We start from the raw sequence: 21,042 nt of genomic DNA, 5'->3' as shown, positions 1-21,042 counted from the left end.
AACTTATATTTAACTCGGCTTGAAGATATCGATCGCTCTTATTCTTGATGTGCGATCGATTATTCAGCAAGCCCTATATATATTTAAGTGGTGTTTGCATTTCTTGGACTTTAGTGAGGGAGGTTGAGGTCTCAGATTGAGCAGATCGCCCTTAACAATTCCTCTGATTCAAAATCCAGAAGCTGACACGACACGGTACTCTCACCCTGATCAAACTCCCAGGAATCGATCGCCCGCCAATACACTCTCCTCAATTACACCCCGAGACTCCTTTAGTTACGCCAGTTATCAGCCTTTGATGAGCGAGCGCGAGTTGGTCTCCTCAACATCTACATCTAAAAAGTGCAAGTGACTCTCTTCCTCAGTATTGACAGCAATCACCAAACCTTTATTCCCCCAGGGAGCTATCGCCCGGGGTGAGGAGGGGCTGCTAAAATTCCCTACTTGAATTCCTTGACTGTTTAACACTTCTATCTGCCCCCCGACATCTGCTAATACCCATCCCCAATTAGCCACACAAGCAGACACGGGCAAACTTTCCAGGGGAATTCGCGCTACCTTGAGCGGCCACAATTTCATCAACAGCACCGCCGCTTTACCACCTTGGGGAATTCCCAGCAAAGTATAAGGCTCAGGTGTCAATAGGATCTGTCCGACGCTGGCAGATAACCGCACAGAACCCACCGGCGTGCCGCGGCGAGTGTAAACTCTAAAAATAGTTTGGGGATTTTTTGTTTCGTTGTCCGGCCAAACGGCTAAGACGTGTCGCCGATCCAAAAACATTAATTCTGGTAAATAGTGTTCTGGTAACGGCACAGTAGCGATCAGCTTCAGGGCTTTTTCCCGATCGCCCGCCGTGCTGTTTCCAGCTAAAGAATAAAAACGCAGTTCGCCGGGAACCGCTACTGTCAACCAGTTGCCGTGAGAGTCAATAGCAGCTTTTAAAGCATCTGGGCCTTGCCTCAAACCCATATCCAACAGGCACTGAGGCTCCCAAGAGCGCTCATTGAGCCAGTAAAGTTTTTGCGGAGTAAGAACGCAGCAGCCGTGGGAACTCGGTAAAATGCCACGCACAATTTCCGCCATTAATGAAATAGAAGTAGAAATTTCTCCTGTAACTAGCTGTTTTCCCGGCTGAGACCAAACCTTGACCTCTGTACCTACAGCAGCATATAGATAGGTTTCAGTGGCAATTAAAGCGGTCAACGGTGCAGGAAGTATCAGTGGCTTTGGCTGCGAAAGCGAATAGCGCGCAGTCCCAAGTAAATTAATAGCCGACTGTGATGCTTCTTCCTCTTCAACTTCCAGCAAAGAGTCAGTTTCCGACTTCAGACTTTTATCACTACTGGTTGTGGGGCTTTCCCAAGGAATAATGCAGTCGCCCAATTGCCTGACAGCGGGGTCGTACATGATCAGTCGCAGAGCTTGAGCCATTTGGGAAGCACTGGCAAAACGGCGGGCTGGCAGCTTTTCTAAAGATTTTTTAACTATTGCTTGCAAAGGTTCGGGGATGGCGTCGGGAAATTGCAAGCGTTGATTCAGGTGCGCCCACCTCAAGTCTCCGGGGGTTCCCCCGAAAGGGCGGTAGCCCATTAGCAATTCAAACAGCAGAATGCCTACTGCATATATATCTGACATCGGGGAAAAAAGACCGTAAAACCGCTCAGGGGCCATGTAAGCGGGGGAACCTACGGTAGCGTCGGGAGAAAGTTCTTGGTGGAGGCGAGTGGTACCAATTTCTGGCAGCCGACGCGCGATGCCAAAGTCAGACAGCCGGGGCGACCAACCTTTGGCCCCTAAAGTTAGGAGGATATTTTCGGGTTTGATGTCGCAGTGAACTACGCCTCGGCGGTGGGCGTAGTCTAAGCCTGCTAAAACTTCCATGACTAGCTGCAAACCTTCGAGCAAACGCAAGGGGCGCTCTTGTTTGAGCAGGTTGCGGAGGGTTCCTCCCTCGCAGTAGTCCATAACCAAGTACCTGCCTGTAGCTGTGTGTTCTAGAGCTCGGCAGGTAACGATGTTCGGGTGCTGCAAGGTGATCAGAAACCACAGCTCTCGCAAGAATTCGCTAGTTGGGGCTTTTTGATGACTAAGTTCTTTGAGAGCAACCAGTTGGCTGGTGAGGCGGGAGTCCTGGGCGGGAGCTTCTCGAACGCTGGCACAAAAGACTCGACCAAATTGTCCTTGTCCGACTAGCCCTAAAATACGGTACTTAGAATGTTGCATCGGTCTAATTATAGAAAAAGCTTGAGCTAGTATTAAAATATGTAAATAATTCTGACAAAAATTCAAATTTTTGAACCCCTCGCCAGGTACAGCCTATGTTATCTCAGGTTCATTCTCAGCCTCTTTGAGAGCGATCACACTGTCGCACCTACTAAAATCCTTGAGCTTCGGAATCACTATCAATCTTGCCGGATGCCGGTACCCGATCTGGAACTACCTGTGGCTGCTATTTTAGTCGATCGCGACTATTACAGTTTTTTCAATGCCATCCAGAAAGTATCTAAAGTTTTAGCTTTTCAAGGCTAAGCTGGGGGATCGGGGCGAGGGAACAGCGATATGACCAAAACAGAAAGAAGTGCGGTTATGCCATAGGGGCTAGAGATCCAGAAGCCGATGCTGTCGTCAAGGCATCTTAACCTTTTTGAGTGTTAACCAATTTTTTTTGCGCTTTAAATAAGTTAATCGTAACTTGCTAAATACTGAACTTGACAGGAGCAAAGATCAATATGGTTAAAATTATTAAACTAGATCCAATTGCGGAGGAAATAGCAGTCGAAACCCGATCGAATATCCTGTCTGCCTTACTTTCCAAAGACTTAGACGTTCTCAAGGAATGCGGGGGGCGGGGAATGTGCGCTACCTGCCATGTTTACATTAAAGAAGGCATGGAAGGCTTGTCGGACATGAACCGCCGCGAGAGAAGGACGTTGGAAGTCATTACTACGGCTAAAGCCAATTCGCGACTTGCTTGTCAGGCTCAAATTATGGGTGAGGGTGTGGTTGTACAGTTGCCTGCGGGGATGTACATTAATGCGATTGAAAATGTCGAAGCTTTGATCGGCCGCCGGGCCCAGCAAGATTTATTACACCCAATTACGGGTCAAGTAGTTGTAGAATCGGGAAAGTTAATTACTCGTTCTATTGTTACACAGCTTAATGAAACCCGCTTTCAAGTAGGACAATATTTAGTTCGGACTAAAGAAGCTTAAAACTGATATGTTTGTATTTTAGTAGTAGAGAAAAATCTATGTTGAGCCAACTTGCGCGTTTGAGCATGGAAGCAGACGGACGCTACGCCAGTGCAGAAGAACTCCAATTTTTGAAAGACTACTTTCAGTCTTTGAATCACCGGATGAGTGCTTATAAAAAAATTCAAGCCTCTGAAACAGAAATTATGCGGCAAGTGGAAGCACAAATGCTCTCTCTAGACCCTGGTTTATTTCGGCGGGGGGCTAACGATATGACTGAAAAGTGCCGTGGAGATATTGTGCGGGTGTTGAGGCATTCGGCGGCAGCACTGTTGATTAATGATACGGAACGATTGCGCGATCGGCTACTACTTTGGTTGCAAACTATTTTAGGCGCTGTTCAAGTTAGAAATAGTGCGACCGTGACTTACGATGTGATGAAAAAGGTTCTCAAACAATATCTCACAGTGGAAGAAAGGAACCTATTTTTTCCGATTCTGGACATCAACCGCACTTTACTCGGCAAATAATCAAGGGGGTTGACAAGTTAACGCCGATAAACTGTGCCGTTAGGAAGAGTGGCTCCAATCAACTTCGCTCCCGTCAAATCCGCCTCAGTGAGAATGGCTCCCCGGAGGTTGGCTCCTGTCAAGTCAGCTTTCTGCAAGTTGGCTTTACTCAGGTTAGCTTTGCTCAAGTTAATTTCATGCAGGCAAGAATTAGAAAGGTCGGCATTGAGCAGGTAGGCTAGACTCAAGTTGGCTTTGCTGAGGTTGGCCCCGCTCAAGTTAGCTTCCATCAGATAGGCACCGCTCAAGTTGGCTTCGTTCAACAATGCCTCTGCCATATTAATTCCAGTTAAAAGTTTGCGGCTCAAGTCTACACCGCCCAGATCGGCTCCGCTGAGGTTAATACCGCTTAAGTGACTGCCATTCAAAGTAATGTTTCTCAGATAGGTTTTGCTGAGGTCTGCTTTGCACAAATTGGCTCTATCCAAGCAAGCTTCGCTAAGGTCTGATCCGATCAAGCACGCCCCGTTTAAATAGGCTTGAGTTAGGTTAGCTCGCCTGAGATTAGCTTTCAACAGGTTGGCTTTACTGAGGTTAGCACGGGTTAAGTTGGCTCCGGCTAGGTTGGCTTTGGATAATTCGGCTCCGGTGAGCTGTGCTTCGGTCAAGTCTGCCTCTTTCAGACTCGCTAGACTTAAGTAAGCATCTTTGAAGTTTGCTCCGTTGAGATTGGCTTTAATCAGATATGCTTTACTGAGATTAGCCTCGGTGAGAACGGCTTTGGTGAGGTTAGCGGCGCTCATATCAGCACCTATGAGATTAGCATTGGGAAGATTTGCTCCGGTCAGGTTTGCCCAATTCAGATGAGAGCCTGCTAGGTTGGCGCCGGTGAGATTGGCACCGATGAGATTGGCGCCGCTTAGACTGGCTGCCATGAGGTTGGCGCCGGTGAGATTGGCTCCGCTGAGGTCAGCTTTGCTGAGATTGGCTCGGCTCAGATGGGCTTTGGTGAGGTCCGCCCCGCTGAGGTTCGCACCGATTAAGTAGGGTCGTTGCTGGTGTTGGTTGAGGTTTGCCAAAATTAGAGTTGGGGCATCGCTGGAACGGTATAAATCGATCGGACTCAACACAATGCCGCGCAGATTTGCCAGTCTAAAATCTCTTTCGCCGGCTGCATATCGAGTTAGAAGTTCATTGGCGTCCATTAAGTTCTAGCAAAATGTTTGAGGTTTTGATGGCTTTTAAATTTTATGAGTTTCTAGAGTAAGTTATGAAGTTTCTAGCTGCTAGTTCTCATCAGGTTTTATTTGAATTGCTAAAACCTTATTTTTTAACTCACGAGCTTTTTTATAATTTAACTCACAGTTTTGATGATACGGTCGATAATATGGCTGCCCAAAAATCGATTTGACAGCTATTAGCAACAAACTAATAGCTGTCAAATAAGTCAGTTTTTTTGAAAAAGTTGACTGAGAATAGCTTCATGGTCTTTTCCTTCTTCGACCATAGAATCTGCTGGTTGGAGGCGCTCGCGCAGCCCTAAAATAAAGCGGTTGCAGTCCGAACCCAATGATTCGCAGGATGTTTGCAGACAGTGAAGTTCTCGACCCGTAAGCTGACTAAAGAACGCACTTAAAATACCTGCTTCTAAAAAACAGGCTGGTCGCTTAGACTTGGGAGCTGTTTTAGCAAAAAGAGAGTTAGCAATTTTTACTATTAAAAATCCCTGTTCGGAATAGCTGGGGTCAAATTCAAATGTTCCCCATCCATGAGTTTTCCAACACTGCTGTAAGGACTGAAGAAATTCTACCATTTCCATTTCAGAAACTGGCTGACCGTAGTATTCGCTAACTTCTTCGCAAAAACGCACGTAGAAGTTTTTACCCCACCAGCGACCGCAGTTGAAAAGCACGAGGCGAGAGGCTTGACCTGTTTCTTGTTCTAAGCCGATATAAATGGCTTGAATCAGTGTTTCTGGGAGTGCTAGAAGCCGATCGCCCCGGCGGTTTTCGAGGAGACCGAGTTCGAGGTCGCCTCGGACGTAGGCATCGCTGGCAAAGTAGTTTCCCGGTAGTCGGGGCTGTTTGAGTAAGTCGGCAATATTAATCATCGGGAATTGGGAATTGGGAATCGGGAATTGGAAATTGGAAATTGGGAAGAAAGCTGATTATTTATTACCTTGGTCAATAATAATTGACTGTGCTTGGTCAAAAAATGGTTGCAATATAGCCCGGGCTTGCTCGGAAAGCAATTCTTTTAAACGAGTTTGCAGCAGATTACAAACAGTTGCTTCGATTTTTTGAGTTTGGTGGGCTGCGACTATGCCGGAAAGCCAGTCTACAAGGCGCTGTTCCAGAAAATTTTGATCGTTTAGCAGCATAGCCATAGCGCAGTACCGCAAGACTAACACCCAATGTTTGAGCGATCGTTCTAAGGTTTCTTGTTTTTCGTCGGGGAATGTTTCTTGTAGTTTGTTGGCTACTGGTTGGAAGATGCTTGCTTCCTTCTCTCGCAAAAATTCGTAAATTTTTAAGCGCTGAACAAGGGTTACAGCTTGACGCTTAAAAGCCATGAGTTCTTCGCCTTTTAAAAAGCGGTTTTCTGCCTGATCTAGCAGCGCCTCAATCTCAGGGTGCATGATTTTAATTAAGTGGTAATCGGTAATTGATAAAAGGAAGGAAGTTCGGCAACGAGCTATGTACGGGATTTAACGGGTTTAACTAATGGATTTTGAGGGATGAGGAAAGATGGGTGAGGGAAGATGGATGAGGGATTGCCCTATTTTTTATTTTCCATTTGGCACACAGATTAAAACAGGTCAAATAGGTCATCAATGGTGACTTCTGCTTGTTCAGAAATAGAAATTACTGGCAAGGGTGGCGGTAGGGGTAGGGCACCTACTTCCGGAATTCCTTCCCAAGAAATAGCTTGAAAAAAGTCTGCTACGGGCTGGGTTAAACTCAGAAGTTGACCGGGGGTCGAGCCATTTGAGGTTTCTAAAGATTTTCCCAGCCAATTATAGTGACCAAAGAATTCTTGGACAGATTGGTCCAACCATGAAGTTTGACTTTTCATCTTTCTTCCTGCCTGGAGAAATCCACCATCGCACTTTCATCGCGAAATTGGTGGGAGGAAAGGCAGGGCAGGGGATGTGCCTTTCCAGGTTGTTTACCGCAATATTTCACCGTGTTGCAGTCGATTTTGAATATCGCGGGCGTTGGCACCTTCGTTGAGCCAGAATGCTGCTGCATCAATTTTATCTGGGTTGCCCAGCAGGAACTTGCAATAGGTTTCTCCCATTGAGTAACATTGAAGTTCTATGCAGCTCAGAGGCTTTTTGACTAAAGAGCCGAAGAAACCGGCGAACAAACCGGCGTATAGGTGACAAACCGGTTTGCCTACGTCGCCCAATGTGCGAGCAACTGCTGAGTCAAAGAGGTTGATGAAGATGCAGCCGTGTTTGCGATCGCTCATGTCCACTTCCCAGCGACCCCAACCTTGAGCCGTGAAAGGCCACCACCAAGTTTCTAGCAGAAACATGAGATTTGACTGGCGAATGTTCTGGCTGTATTCAGCACTAAACCATTTTTGAAAAAATTCGGAATCTTGGAGTCCCCACTGGCAACCAATAGTATACATGATGACAGAGGACGCGGGGCCGACTTCTTCTTCGAGCCCCTCCACCAAACCGATAATGAAGTCTTCGCTGGTAAAAATGTTGCGTGACTCATTCCAGTCGTCAATTGTACCCATCTGGCGATCGAAGGCAAAAAAATCCTGAAACCTATAGTGGCTGTGAGTTTTGGGATGATTTTGCTTCAGTAACGATTCGCTGTGGGGGGAGATTTCTTTTTTGGCGGTAGAGACCATTGGCAGGTTATTCCTTTTTGGTGTAGTTTGGTGAAATTAAAGTCAAATAGAAGGGCCTGTGTATCCAATTTAACTTTATTTTTCTAAAGGCAGGCACAGGATATAAATTTTTACTGCAATATAAAAATTAAAAATTCTAGGATGCTAAATTGGGGGGCTTGTTGGGAGTTCTGCCTGCGGTCAACTGCTCTCTGAGTGCTGACGAAAGTGGGTATAACCTTAAACGGGTATGTGTTATCGTTTTGTGCAAGCTGTCCACTATATATATAGGGCATATGGGGATGAAAAATCACGCTTGTATTGCAATAGGCATCAATCAATATCAGTTACTCCAGCCTTTGAGTTATGCCCAAGAGGATGCAGAGGCGCTGTACGGTTTTTTGACTGAGGAGGCGGGTTTTGCGCCGGATGGATGTCTGCTGATGACCGATAGCTCGCCGTCGCTGTGGGGTCAATCTACCTATCCAAATCGGGAAAATATTCTGAGATTGACCCAAAGCCTGTGCGCGGAACATGTGCAACAGGGAGATTTACTCTGGTGTTTTTTTAGTGGCTACGGTGTCAGCTATGAAGGTAAGGATTATTTGATGCCGGTTGACGGCAATCCGGCTGACATTCAGGGTACAGGGATTCCGGTAGAGTTGCTGTTGAATACTCTGAAAAACGCTCCTACGGAAACGGTATTGGTGCTGGTTGATATGAACCGCAGCCAGATTGTGAAAGCGGGGGAAACGATCGGCTCTCAAACGGTCGATCGGGCGCGGGAACTGGAAATCCCGACGGTGCTTTCTTGCCGCCCGAATCAAGTTTCGCGGGAAACTTCGGCTTTGCGTCAGGGGTTTTTTACGACGGCGCTTTTGGAGGGGCTGCGATCGGGACAGTGCATGACGATTAAGGGTTTAGACCGTTTTTTGAGCGATCGACTGCCGGAGCTGTGTGACCACCATTTGCGTCCGAAACAAGAACCTTTGATGGTGGTGAATCCTCCAGGAAAGGCTAATTTGGTGATTTTGCCCGATGCTTCAGGGGTACCAACTGCTGCGTTGGCAGGACGCAACGGCAATATGGCGGTTGGTACGGCTGATGGGTTAGATCGCCCGCAAATGGCGATGGCTACGGCTCGAATGGATGTGCCTCCGGCAGTTCGCAACGCTCAGGATTCGTCGGTTGAGATGCCACCTGTGTCGCCACCAAATGCTGTGGGCCCGGCTGATGGGGGGAGCGATCGACCGAACTTGCAAAAGCCGGAGGATGAGCATAACGGGGGGTCGGATAAGTCATTTTTGCAGCAGCTAGTTTTATGGAGTTCAGCTACGGCTTTGGTGCTGCTGTTGGGTGTTTTTGTGACGAACAAATCAATTTTTATTGGTCAGCAGGAAGGAGATCCTCGATCGCCTGCTAAAAATGCCGAAAACTCTGGATCTCAAAAATTTACTGGTACTGGGGGATCGCAGAACCAACAGCGGGCGGTGCAAGCGGGGACTGGAACCAAGCAGCCACCATCCAGCCAGCAGGTGTGGGCTGAGGCGAAAACTTTCCTCAAAGATGGTTCGGCTTCTAGTTTTAATAGGGCGGTGGTTAAGGCTCGAACGATTCCGGCTAGCGATCCGCTCTACCCGCAGGCTCAGCAGGATATTGAGCGCTGGAGTTTAACGATTTTGGATATAGCTAACGGGCGGGCTGCTCGGGGCGATTTCCAGGGGGCGATCGGCGCGGCTAAATTGATGCCGGATGTCAATCAGCCTGTTTACAATCAGTCGAAACAGGCGATCGCTCAGTGGGAGGAGCTATCCAAAGACCAAGATGTAAATATTGCTTTGCTATCGGCTGCTAAGCGTCTAATTAAGCGGGGGGTTGCCTCTTCTTACAGTAAAGGCATCCAGCAAGCTAATAAAATTGAGCCCGGTCAGCCGAAGTATGCAGAAGCTCAACAGTTAATTGGAGAGTGGAGCGAAAGTATTCTCAAAATTGCTCAGTTGCGTGGCTCTCAAGGAAAGCTGAAAGAGGCAGTTGAAGCTGCTTCGTTGGTGCCGTCGGGTACTAAGAGTTATCAGCCGGCTCAGAAGGAGATCGCCAATTGGAAAACTAAGCTCCAACGCCAGCAGAAAAAAGGTTGATTTAGTTGATAATTTCTCGGTTTCCCACCGGGAAATTATTTTAGCGACTGGCCGAAGTAGGTCGATAGATCGCTCGGTACCTTTTGATACTGCCAAAAGAGATCTACACATCGATAATTTAAAACCAATAATTTTATTCACCATTTCCCCTCCGCAGCTTCTGCGCGAGGGGATTTTATATGCTGCCTGGTAGGTTAGTTTTTGTAGAGTAAAAGATATCGTATGAGCTGTTAATGGGGGGTTACATAATAGCGTGATGATTTTAAGTTTTTTTGCGATCAACCCATGAGCCCGAAGGCGTGTATTTTCAGAGCAGGCGAGACGCCTAACCCTACTCCCCACAAGGTCTCAAATTGTGCAACCCGGTTAATTAATATTTTAAATTCACGTCCAAAGTTCCCTAAATCTGCACCTCCACCGTCACGAATCAGTTGTTATTAACAATAAACATTGGTGTTAAAATGTCTACTAGAAATTATGAATGAGACCTAACAATTTAATTTTAAATTAAGTAAAACACTTAATCTTTGAATTCTATTCAGTATGTTTATTACCTAAGTTTATAGTTTATTTTAAACTTAAATAATCACCAAATTTGGCTATATCAAATTGCTGTCTCAGGCAAGTGGCTAAGGCAAAATCGCTTTAAACAATTGGGTATGCAGAGTTAATTTTTTTTATCCCTCTTCGTGGGCTATTAGGAGCGATAAACGGATGGAAGACTGTTGAAACTTGTACTGTTTTTAAATTATGAACAGTGACATATCTGTTATGAAGTATACAAAATGAGCCGTTACTGGCAATTCTGGCGGAGGAGCGATCGCCCCCAATGAATTCAGGAAACAGATTCACCACCACAGAGTACAAATTATCTGGATTCGCAAGCTGTGAGTCTTCGTTAGCCGGGAGATGACAAAGCTGCCTTAATTAACACAAATAAGGGCGGTACACGAAAATCCAAAAAATATTTTCTTGAGAAACAAGAATAAAAACTTGCTCGCTTATTGTAGCCGCGGTAACAACACGTATGCCTGAAGTTATAGTCCACAGCCAAGTCTACGGGATGATCTAAATCAATAGGGTGATGTGGCAGTGTGGGGGTGTTAAGAGGGGCGATCGAAGAGGAATGTTCCCGGAGCGATCGCTTCCCAATCGGGGAGTCTAAAACCTAGGAAGGCAAGGAGTTGGAGACAATGCTGAACTTTTTGAGTTCAGGAAAGTAGCGTTAGCACTAAACTCTGCCGTATTGTGGAAATCGAGCCAAATTTGTAACAGTTCTTAACTATAAATAATTCTGCCAAAACTGCTAGCATAGTGACACTTTTGCTAGCAAAAACAGATAAAGTAAATAAAGTTGGCTAGCTCTAGACCCCGCGATCCCCAGGATGGGGATGTTGAATCAATTTGATTCATACCAAGTGGTTTTAGAGTTACAATCGGAATCAAAGCATCGCTATTTAACTGAGTTCTTTACTTACTTTTACTTTCAGCTATGAACGTGGATTTTATCAAAGCCCAAGTCAGGTTGCTACAGGGTGCAAGTTCATCGGAGCGAGAAACCCTTATTAAAAACATCGGCGTCTGTGCTGGCGTGATCCGACCGGGAGAGTACGTGACGCCGCAACGGAAGCACGCTATCACTCTCTGGCTGCAAACAAATGCGGTTCGCCTCCGACTTCCCCAACTTCCTCTGGACTTATCAGGCCAAAAGCCTTAGCAGGAAAGTCATCAAGAGGTAGCGACAGAATCAAAGAAATTAGTCAATCTTACCTAAAAGTGCGTTTTTATTGAGCTGTACAGGATCAATGAAACACGATTAAGATTGAAAAAATGTTTGTAGGGAAAGTTGGGCTCGAAAACACGCCTGTGGATAAAGAAGCGGCCGACCGCCTTGCTAGAAACAGGAAGTGAACGTCAAACCTGCTCTAAAAGTAGATTTGAGTAAGTTTCACAGAAAGGATTATTCTGCACAACTATAACCTGGGTTATTTGCTTTTAGATTTGAGATTCACGATTTAGCTCGTACTGGATAAATTTGCTATTTGTGGATCGCTTGAAAAATTATCCTATTCAATAGGTATAACTAATTACAGGGGCAGTCATTGAACTGCCCTTACTTTTGAACCCCGATGTGAAACTGCTGCAAGTTACAATAAACACATCTACTTGCAGATAGAGTTTAGGTGAACTCTCATGTAAGCTGCTGCGGATCTATATTATTTGGTATGTTCGAGAGAAGGGGAGAGGGGGAGAGGATTTGACGAGCTTTAATAGGGAATTAATATCATCAAACAGAACGAGTTATAGCAATCCTTGCAGAAATCGTACAAAGATGTAGGGATAGTACCTTTCTTTGCCTACCCCGGCCTCATGGGGGCAACCACGGGGGGGTTTGCCCCTACAAGAATTACACAAAGGATTTAGGATGGCTATATTACAATTCACTTGCTTTCTAATATATTTTTTCACAAAAATACTGTGAGCAAAAAACAAAAATTTCCTTATTTAGTTGGTTCCCGATGGACTTCACACCAAAAAACTTGGGGGTGGCGACACTTTCAAGTGGTCAACCGAAAAAACGAAGGTAAATGGGTATTTGCAGAAATGGTGGCGGCTTGCGATCCAAATGTCCGTTTTTGGCTGAACGCCGCACAGCTTAAAGACCGATCGCTCTGGCAAGCTGGATGGCAGTCTACGCAAGAATTAGAGGAACTAGAAACTGCCGACTAAAAGACAGGGCTGTGGGGTAGAGTGAGGGGAACTTCCGCCGCCTGCTGCTATCGTTCCGATCCAAACCAATACGGAGTGAAAATTTGCAGGTTTTGAAAAATCTTTTACATGACTACAAGCTCGGAAACCCTTATGTGGCATTGTTTTTGCTTAAGTAAGTCGGTTTAATGAGTTTTGTAGGGTAGTGTATTTTTTTCTCTACTCAAGCGATAAGTTAAATTGACTAAGGTCGATCGTCCCATATTTCCAGTGGCACAGGGCGCAACCTTCCCGCTACTTCTACACTCGGCCAATTCGGATCAAAAGTCAAATTTTCCAACGTTCCATCGCTGTGAAGTAAAAACGTATCCTCAATTTTTGCTCCCGACAAACTCGGATTCCAAGCCACAGCCATATTTTCTGCCAAAATATCTGAAGTTGCCGGATTGGCCACAATTTCGCGCGCCAAATATCCGGTAGTTCCGCCTTGATGGTGTTCCGCAATTGCTTGAGGATATCCTTGCTCTTCATAAGCAGTTTTAAGCGTATCATAAACCGCATTCAGCGTTACTCCCGGTCGGCAAAAATTTAGCGCCGCGGCTTCAATTTCTCTGACTTGTCGGTGCAACTCCGAATGCTTTTCCCCAAGAAAATCGAAACAGACAAATCTAGTTAAATTTGCATACAAACCCCATCCCCTCGCGCAAAATACTAACATTGCTTGTCGTCCAATTTGTTCGGCGGTTGCTGTGGCGTGGCGGTACAGCGGCAAACGCCTTTCTCCAGCAACTAAGGTAAGTGCTGGATGCAAACCTCTCGCCCACAAAGCCTCTGAACCGGCTCCCGCTAGCTGATATTCTGTCCATGTTGGTTTGGCTGCGGAAAGTACCTCTGTCATCGCTTCGCTGGCTAAACGCCCGACTCGTCGGTATCGCTCTAATTCGCTTGACATCATTGTCTGTTTGCGGGATTGTAAAGATGCGATTATTGGCATTTCTTGGGAATTTGGCCGATCGCTCATCACGTTACCGCCACCAGTAATTTCTTTGACAAAAGCTTCGCGCTGTGAAACATCTGCCCAAGGATAGATGTGCATTTGAAAGTTGGCTGGCAATTCCTCGTCCTGCAAGCGTTGAGCTTCGATTTCATCAGTGATAACCCAAGCGTTTTCGGCAGTAATTAATATTTCTGCAACTCCGGTTTCTGCGGTTAGCAATACTGTATGGGAACCGCCGGCGGTGGCCCAGGCAAACCAGTCTGTACCGCGCAAGCGAAGGGCGATCGCTTTTGTTTCGGTTAAGGCTTTGCGGATGAATTCGAGTTTGCTGTCAACTTCTGGGTTTAATGAGTTTATCATATATGGAAGATGGAAGAAGGAAGATGGAAGAAGGAAGATGGAAGAAGGAAGAAGGAAGAAGGAAGAAAATCACTGATTTTAGTTAACATTTCCCAAATCTAAAATCTACAATTTCTAAAATCTAAAATCTAAAATCTAAAATCTAAAATCGATAGATACTGCTTGCAGTTCTTTAGCTTTTTCTTCGGGTAAAGCGTCGTTGGCAAACATTCCGGCGGCGAGTTCGGTTCCTGCGAGGTATTTTAGGCGATCGCTCGATCGATAGGGCGGGTAAAATTGGGCGTGCAAATGCGCTTCTGGATGGGGTTTTCCGTCTGTGGGCCCTTGGAACCAAGCCATCAAATAAGGGAACGGGCGATGCCACAAACCGTCATATTTGAGGGTGACTGTTTTTAAGGCCTTAGCGAGTGATTGCCGCTGTTTTTCCGTCAAATCGATAAATGTAGCAGCGGGGGCGATCGGGGCAATCCACACTTCGTAAGGGTAGCGGGCACAAGCGGGGACAAAGGCGATCGCCTCGGAGTCTAAATAAATAATTCGCTGTTTGTCAGCAATCTCTTTTTGAATCAAATCTTGCAGCAAGCCGGAACTATTTTTTTGATAGTAAACCGATTGACATTCTAACATCCGTGCCGGCACCGGTGGCACGAACGGATAAGCGTAAATTTGACCGTGGGGGTGGTGCAAAGTCACTCCGACTTCGACGCCGCGATTTTCAAAGGGCAAGACGTATTGAATTTCGGGATTGCTGCCGATAACTGAAGTGCGATCTGCCCATACTTCTAACAGCAATTCTAAGTGAGATAATTCTAAAGAACCGAGGGAAGCTAGCGGATCTTGAGTAAAAACAACGACTTCGCAAATGCCTTTAGCTGGCAAAGTTTCTACAATATTTCCCGGTGCATTTTTGGCTTGCAAAGTCATGGAGGGAAAGCGGTTGTCAAACACTGCTACATCGTAATCTCCCGGCGGCAATTCTGTCGGAAACTTAGGGTTAATTGTAGCAGCCAGCGGGTTGTATTCCGGCGGCGGCATGAAAGTTCTTCCCTGACGGTGGCTGGCGTATGCTACCCATTCCCCCCGCAAAGGATGCCACCGAAAGTGCGGGTTTGCCTCTACGGGTTCATTGCTGGGACTTACGGCCGCGATACCTTCTGGGATTGGATAGCGGCTGTACAGTGTGAGTGGGCGGCCGTCTGGTTTTAGCAATTTTTGGGCGTACATTTTTTGTAGGGGCGGGCGATCGCGTTTAATATATGTTAGGAGTATAACTTCGTGCTTTGAGAATCCGCCCCTACCTAAAGTCGCAAATTATGTTAACAAGTTTACTTGGCGGTACCAACGTCAGCCTAACGTCTGCTATTGTGGAACGGGCCCCAGAGCTCGGATCTGGATTCAATTTAAATGCGTAGCAGCTTACGATCGCAATTCCCAATTACCCAGTATATTTATCGATCAACCATTCGATCGAGCTTTTCCTTAACCAACAAGTCTAACAACGAGCGCAACACAAACAAGCCACCGAATCCCGAAACCGCAAAAGCTGCGATCGCCCCCGTTTGATATCCGCCCACCAACAGCACTGCACCCGACAAAAACACAAAACCAGTCAGACAAGCGAAAATTAGAGTTTTTAGGGCTAAATTAATGCGTTTCAAGGCTCTTTCGCTCTCGATATTTCGCACTCTTATTTGCAACTCGCCATCTTCTATCCGTTTCTCTAAACGTTTGAAAAAAACTTCCGCTTTACTTGGCTGCTGCAACTTATATGTAATAAAACTTCGCGCTTGCCTTGCCAATTCTCCGATCGCATTTCCTCGCCCCTTGCTCACCGCAATACTTTTGACAAAAGGCTGAGCGGATGCTAGGAAATTATAGTCAGGGTCGAGAGTTCTAGCAATGCCGTCGAGAGTCGTCACCGACTTGATAATAAACATCATTTCGGCAGGCAAGCGAAACGGTTGCTGCTCGAACATGATGTAAAGTTCGTTCTTAATTTCATTAAAAGCTTGAAAGTCGATCGGCTTATCAATAAACTTATCCAACAGAAAAGCAATCAGCCTGCGTACCGGCATCATATCCGGCATCGGCTCAACCAAGCCGATCTTAATTAAAGTATTGATTACCTCGTCAGTATCCTTTCTCATCACAGCAAAAAAAGTCTTAACCATTTGGTCTTTAGCCAGAGACTTCACCTCAGCCATCATCCCAAAATCGTAAAAAATCAAGCTACCATCTTCTGTCACCGCCAAATTTCCCGGATGCGGGTCAGCTTGAAAAAAACCGTCAATTAACAACTGTTTCAAATAACAGCAAATCCCAAGTTGATTGAGCTTCACAATATCGACTCCAATCGCCTCTAAACTAATGCGGTCATCCACCTTAATCCCTGGTGCATATTCTAGAGTTAGCACTTTTTTAGTAGTGTATTGCCAGTAGACTTTCGGGACAATAATCTGAGGATATTCTCGAAAATTATGGCTAAAGCGATCGGAATTTTTACCTTCTTGCAGGTAGTCAATTTCTTGATATAAAATCTTAAAAAACTCGTGATAAATAGATTCTAGGTCATATTTGCGTGTCGCAGGCAGATAGCGATCGCAAAAACGCATCACTTGGCGTACCGCCTTTACATCCAAATCAAATAAACTTTCCAAACCCGGACGCTGCACCTTGACAATCACATCTTCCCCAGTGTGCAGCCTTGCTTTGTGCACCTGTCCCAGACTCGCAGCAGCGATGGGCGACGGGTCAAAATCGCGGTACAAAGCATAAATATCCTTGCCTAACTCTGATTCTACAAGAGCGATCGCCTCTTCGGAACTAAACTGAGGAACCCGATCCTGCAACTGTTCGAGTTCCTTCACATACTCAAGCGGCAACAAATCCGCCCGAGTCGAGAGAGACTGCCCGATTTTAATAAAAGTCGGGCCTAAATTCAGCAAAGTATTGACTAACCAATGAGCCCGAATTCTTCTTGTATGAGGCGAATTATTTTGCAGCAGTGCGTCCCACCACAAAAAAAACATAAACTTTCCCGCCGCTGCAAAAATGTCTATTTGCCGTGCCAGTGGCGAATATTTAGAACGTTGCCAACGCAGGGTTTTAGGTGCTGCTTTTGTGAGCATAATATTGGCGATCAAATTCCATGCACCATGACAATTTTTAGGGAACCATCCAGGACGCAGAAACCCGCTGGTACGAAAATACGGGTTGTAGGCCTTTGAAACAGTTAAAAAACTCAGTTTCTTTGGTCTATACTGCGTAATATCATAATCCGACTATACAATTATAATTAAGTTCCTAGTAAGTAATACAAGTCCTGATTAATTCATAAATATAGGACAGTCGTACTCACTACAAACAGACGCTAATTACGAGCCAATAACCAGACATAATATAAGTCCTGTGGAAAATCAGCAATCGAGAACCTGCAATTTAGACGGCAACCAGATCAACAATTCAAAACAGAGGACTTGGTAGTGTTTACGACATTTCCAAATCTCTCTCTTCTGGCAAGTCTTCTCATTTTGCCTATTCGCTGCCAATTCCCAGCAACTTCTCAACCGAACTATTCTTCTACATTACAGAGTGCCACTGCAAATTGCGGCAGAGTCAAAGTAAAAGATGTGCGCCACAAAGTGTCAGCTTCTGAACTTTCGACCGGACAGCTTGATACATCAATAGTACCATTCAAGTGCTGCACTAAACACTTTACCAGCGCCAGACCCAAACCCGTACCGGCGATAGCTTGGTCAGTAATGCCAGTGCCACGGCGGAACTTATCAAAGATGTGGGGCAAATCAGCAGCAGAAATGCCACGCCCGAAATTAGAAATGCTCAGGACAATATAGCCCGCTGCCTCAGACGCCTCCAAAACTACCGCCGTTCCAGAAGCAGAGTATTTTCCAGCATTCGTCAGCAGTTCCAGCAGTACCCGATTGAGGATGTCCAGATCAGTTTCCCAGCAAGGGGTCAACTTGGGCAAATCCACCTTAAGAGTCAATTGCTTATCCGCCCACTGTTTTTCAAAATCCCTAACTAAATCTTGAAATAAAAGGTTGAGATCGATTTTGATTAGAGAAATCGGGACTTGCTGAGGCTCAAACTGCTTGAGCGCCAGCAAATCGTTAACCAGAGCAGTTTCCTTAGAACACTGCTGTTCTAGAATGTCGAGATACTTAGTCCGATTCGCTGACGGCAGTTCAGCTTGTTTGAGCATCAGAATCGCCAGCTTCATGATTGTTAAGGGGGTACGCAACTCGTGACTCAGAGTGCTGAGAAACTCGTCTTTAATCAGCTTCAATTTCCGCATTTGCTCTAGCTGATTGGCTGATTGTTCGTACAGTTTCCCCTGCAGGTCTAGACTTTGCTGCAACTGAGAGGTTCTGTCTAAAACTACGGTTTGCAATTCCTTAAGCGTTTGAGTTTGGATAATCATCTTGCTCACTTGAGCGCTGACTGATTCGAGAACTTCTAATTCTTCCGGGCTCCAAACGCGCGGCTTCGAGTGCTGCAAAACCAAGAAACCCAAAACTGTTTCCTGGCGACTACCGCCCGTGAGGGGAACCAGCAGCAAGCCACGAATACCTTGAAGTTTCAAAATTTCTGTGGCTGCCTCTTGTTCTTTGCCGATTAATGCGCCTGCGTCAGCGAGGGCGAGGGGTTTGGGTGCGCTGTGGAATGCTTGGTGACACAAATTAGATTCTGACAGCCAAAAAGCGGGATAATTATTGGGTTTTGAGTTGGGGATTTTGGATTGGGAATTAGCAGTTTTATCCTTGTTTTTTGTTTTGGATGTTGAGCTTTTTTTGCCGACTACGCTTTGTGCTATTGCCTGTTTGTTTGGCTCTTTTTTTACAACTGATTCGCAAACTAATTCGACTTTCGCTTTGGGAGTTTGATTGGGCGAGCGAGTTGTAAATAGAGGATCTATATATTTCAATAGGAGGATTTGGCCTCTATCTACTTCCAGGGTATCGACGGTATTTTCAATAACTTGCTGCAATATTCGATCGACTTCTGAATTTGTGTCGATCGATGCAGCAACTGACCTGAGAAGATTTTTGTATTTAGCTTGTCGCTGTAACTGTTCGTTTAAGCTGGCAATTTCTTGAGTTTTTTGAATGTGAGAAATCGCGCTGCCGATCGCGTCTGATGCTGCTTCAAGGCGCTGCCGATCGGCTACTGACCACTCGTGAGGTTGCGACTTACCAACAATTATCATCCCATTTACCGCCCCTCCAAATCGCGCAGGCCCTGCCAAAATTGCCCGAAAAGGCAGCGCAGTCACAGGGGAATTGGGCGATGAAGCTGCCGGAATATCAAGATAGTCGGATATCGCCACTATCTCGCCGTCTGCTAGGACGTTTGCCCAAACGGGATGTTCGAGTGATATGCTAGGCGGTTTTAATCTAGGGGTTTGGGGGTGTTCCGGTGTTTCGGTGGAATCGGCAACACGGGCAACATAGGGGAAATCGCTGCTATTTTGCCAGTAAGCATTCGGATGTACTACTTTTTGGTCAACCACAGCAGTAACTAAACAGAAATCTGCCCCCCATGCAACCCCCAAAGTATTGGCTATTTGTAGCAGCAGGAGTTCTCGATCAAAGCTGGTCGCGAGAATTTGGCAAATTTGTCGCCCGATAAGGGCAGGATCGACCTGGAACTGCATAAGACGATCCAGAAATTTTGGGACTGATACTGGTTCTGCGATTTGCGGTAAATGCACAGTGCAAGACTCTGACGGCGATCGGTCGATCGAAGTAAAGTCTTGATTTCCCTGGCGATCGATCATGGCAACCAAGCCTTTATTCTAAGATGTTTGAGCCGGCTCCCGCTGCCAATCTAGAACCTTTCCATAACTATCGGCTTGACCGTTGTTATGAGCCTGCTTTCTGTGTTTGTGCAGCCGGTCGGCGGGTCGATCGATATGTAAAAATATACCCAGATCTGACCGAGTTCTATTTTCCTGTTTTTTACCCTTGGAGCTGTACGGGATGAACTCTACCATCCTTTACCGGATGATTATCAATGCCATTCCCGCTAATTTTGACGGTTATTAGTAGTATGAAGTTTTTCTAGAGACCGCTTAGTGACACCCATCTCCTCACCCTGTGATGTTTCCTCTTTAAGTTTGTGATCTTAACAAATTTTTATTTTGATACAAATCGGCCGATCGAGTAATGCCGATCGCAAAAATTCAAAATCCCCAAATTATCACTCATAACTATAGCTGAGAGTTTCCGAGTTTTGACTCAAAAACTCATTTTCCACAACACCCAGAGCAGCGCGGCAAACTCTACGGTTAAATTTATCCGACTTACCTGCTTACTTATTTTGTGCTTCCTGTTGGGCTTTATCGCTATTTTCGCGGTAAAGTGCCGTCCGGTTCTGAGCCGTTGTGTAGCGGGGATGCTTGGAAGGCACAGCGGCCATCAAATCGGAAGCTTGCTGCCACTTAGCAGCTACGACTAACCAGTCCTGGCGAGATTGAGCGGTTTTGCCCTCGGTGGCTGCTTGTTCGGCTACTCGCACTGCTTGGGCAAAAGAGTCAACAGCAGAATTAACAGTCTCCTTAGAAATTTTCAAAGCAGATTTTGCCTCCGAGGGAGGGGCACTGGCAACTGCTTGGGTGCTGGCTTGGGTGCTGTTTGGCACTTGGGAATTAAGTCCTTTGTGAATGGCGGCCGCTGCAGCGAGCAACAGCACGGTCAAGCTGATGCCGCCGACGATACCGCGCTGAAATTGCCGCGGTTGCTGCATCGATCGAGGTATCGCCATTCTCGGCAAAGCCCGCTTGCCTGCGAGAGCTTGGCGTTCGTGATGGTTGCTCAGAGCTAAACGCTTGAACAAATTCGGCTTTCGGAGTTTAATTTCTTGAGACCACAAAAGTTGATTTTCGGGATCGCGGCTAATTTCTTCCAGCCACAGCAGTTGGTGTTCTCGGACAAGCCGGCTGTTGATGTTGACTCGGCGAATATTGTGGGGCGAAATGCGTTCCAAAATTTCTCGGACTCGATCGACCAAACTAGACTCTTCGAGCAGTTGGGGCGTTGCAGCTTCGCACAGCAGTTGCAGCACCCCGTCTGCAAACACGGCTCGGGCCCTCACCCCTATCAGTGCCAGTTCGTCATTAAGGATTTGAATAATCGATGCAACCGAGCCCTCGCGAGCTTGTCGAGCAATGTCATCTATTGGATTTGCCATAAAACTATCTTGACGCTTAGCAATTGTTAATTGTTAATCCAAAGTCTCGGATCTAATTTTTACTCATACAGGTTATC

At 46.1% G+C, this 21,042-nt stretch carries 16 protein-coding genes; 5 read left to right on the top strand and 11 right to left on the bottom strand.

From position 1 onward, the window contains the following. Nucleotides 1-288: 288 nt before the first annotated feature. Nucleotides 289-2,226 carry a serine/threonine-protein kinase gene (locus QT979_RS24160; RefSeq protein ID WP_333311908.1) on the bottom strand — a complete coding sequence of 646 codons (1,938 nt, stop codon included), beginning with the start codon at nucleotides 2,224-2,226 and terminating at the stop codon, nucleotides 289-291. 506 nt (nucleotides 2,227-2,732) lie between these two features. Here QT979_RS24160 and QT979_RS24155 point away from each other — a divergent pair. Next, nucleotides 2,733-3,215: a 2Fe-2S iron-sulfur cluster-binding protein gene (locus QT979_RS24155; RefSeq protein ID WP_006635922.1), complete on the top strand. Its 483-nt coding sequence runs from the start codon at nucleotides 2,733-2,735 to the stop codon at nucleotides 3,213-3,215. 38 nt (nucleotides 3,216-3,253) lie between these two features. After that, entirely contained in the window at nucleotides 3,254-3,724 is a 471-nt protein-coding gene (locus QT979_RS24150; RefSeq protein WP_333211712.1) for a phycobilisome protein, read from the top strand. Nucleotides 3,725-3,741: 17 nt separating this feature from the next. Here QT979_RS24150 and QT979_RS24145 read toward each other — a convergent pair whose 3' ends face one another. The 5 genes from QT979_RS24145 to QT979_RS24125 all read right to left on the bottom strand — a co-directional run bounded on the left by QT979_RS24145 (nucleotide 3,742) and on the right by QT979_RS24125 (nucleotide 7,573). Further along, a complete protein-coding gene (locus QT979_RS24145) occupies nucleotides 3,742-4,908 on the bottom strand; it encodes a pentapeptide repeat-containing protein (RefSeq protein ID WP_333211710.1) in 1,167 nt (388 codons plus the stop codon). 242 nt (nucleotides 4,909-5,150) lie between these two features. After that, complete coding sequence (locus QT979_RS24140) at nucleotides 5,151-5,813, bottom strand: V4R domain-containing protein (RefSeq protein ID WP_333211708.1); 663 nt, start codon at nucleotides 5,811-5,813, stop codon at nucleotides 5,151-5,153. A gap of 57 nt (nucleotides 5,814-5,870) precedes the next feature. Continuing rightward, nucleotides 5,871-6,341 carry a phycobilisome protein gene (locus tag QT979_RS24135; protein WP_333211707.1) on the bottom strand — a complete coding sequence of 157 codons (471 nt, stop codon included), beginning with the start codon at nucleotides 6,339-6,341 and terminating at the stop codon, nucleotides 5,871-5,873. Nucleotides 6,342-6,511: 170 nt separating this feature from the next. After that, the gene (locus QT979_RS24130; protein ID WP_333211705.1) at nucleotides 6,512-6,778 is read right to left on the bottom strand and encodes a hypothetical protein; all 267 of its coding nucleotides are present in this window, start codon (nucleotides 6,776-6,778) and stop codon (nucleotides 6,512-6,514) included. Nucleotides 6,779-6,871: 93 nt separating this feature from the next. Further along, complete coding sequence (locus QT979_RS24125) at nucleotides 6,872-7,573, bottom strand: V4R domain-containing protein (protein ID WP_333084954.1); 702 nt, start codon at nucleotides 7,571-7,573, stop codon at nucleotides 6,872-6,874. Between the two features lie 281 nt (nucleotides 7,574-7,854). On the opposite strand from QT979_RS24125, the gene QT979_RS24120 reads away from it, so the two are divergent. The 3 genes from QT979_RS24120 (at nucleotide 7,855) to QT979_RS24110 (ending at nucleotide 12,420) form a co-directional block, all read left to right on the top strand. Further along, complete coding sequence (locus QT979_RS24120) at nucleotides 7,855-9,690, top strand: caspase family protein (protein ID WP_333311907.1); 1,836 nt, start codon at nucleotides 7,855-7,857, stop codon at nucleotides 9,688-9,690. 1,492 nt (nucleotides 9,691-11,182) lie between these two features. Then, entirely contained in the window at nucleotides 11,183-11,407 is a 225-nt protein-coding gene (locus QT979_RS24115; protein WP_006635912.1) for a hypothetical protein, read from the top strand. A gap of 761 nt (nucleotides 11,408-12,168) precedes the next feature. Further along, nucleotides 12,169-12,420: a TIGR02450 family Trp-rich protein gene (locus QT979_RS24110; protein ID WP_242725377.1), complete on the top strand. Its 252-nt coding sequence runs from the start codon at nucleotides 12,169-12,171 to the stop codon at nucleotides 12,418-12,420. A gap of 223 nt (nucleotides 12,421-12,643) precedes the next feature. On the opposite strand, the gene QT979_RS24105 is transcribed toward QT979_RS24110, so the two are convergent. The 5 genes from QT979_RS24105 to QT979_RS24085 form a co-directional block, all read right to left on the bottom strand. Then, nucleotides 12,644-13,756 (bottom strand): M24 family metallopeptidase, encoded by a 1,113-nt coding sequence (locus QT979_RS24105; RefSeq protein ID WP_333311906.1) that lies wholly within the window; start codon nucleotides 13,754-13,756, stop codon nucleotides 12,644-12,646. Between the two features lie 135 nt (nucleotides 13,757-13,891). Beyond that, entirely contained in the window at nucleotides 13,892-14,980 is a 1,089-nt protein-coding gene (gene galT, locus QT979_RS24100; RefSeq protein ID WP_333211700.1) for a galactose-1-phosphate uridylyltransferase, read from the bottom strand. Between the two features lie 224 nt (nucleotides 14,981-15,204). Then, nucleotides 15,205-16,884: an AarF/ABC1/UbiB kinase family protein gene (locus tag QT979_RS24095; protein WP_333311905.1), complete on the bottom strand. Its 1,680-nt coding sequence runs from the start codon at nucleotides 16,882-16,884 to the stop codon at nucleotides 15,205-15,207. Nucleotides 16,885-17,327: 443 nt separating this feature from the next. Beyond that, entirely contained in the window at nucleotides 17,328-19,553 is a 2,226-nt protein-coding gene (locus QT979_RS24090) for a GAF domain-containing sensor histidine kinase (protein ID WP_333311909.1), read from the bottom strand. Nucleotides 19,554-20,086: 533 nt separating this feature from the next. Beyond that, a complete protein-coding gene (locus QT979_RS24085; RefSeq protein ID WP_333211697.1) occupies nucleotides 20,087-20,965 on the bottom strand; it encodes a hypothetical protein in 879 nt (292 codons plus the stop codon). Nucleotides 20,966-21,042: the final 77 nt, after the last annotated feature.

Source organism: Microcoleus sp. w2-18bC1, assembly GCF_036700365.1.
Taxonomy (GTDB): Bacteria; Cyanobacteriota; Cyanobacteriia; order Cyanobacteriales; family Microcoleaceae; genus Microcoleus.
Note: the sequence above shows the minus strand (reverse complement) of the source record. Positions and strands in the feature narration are given on the sequence as shown.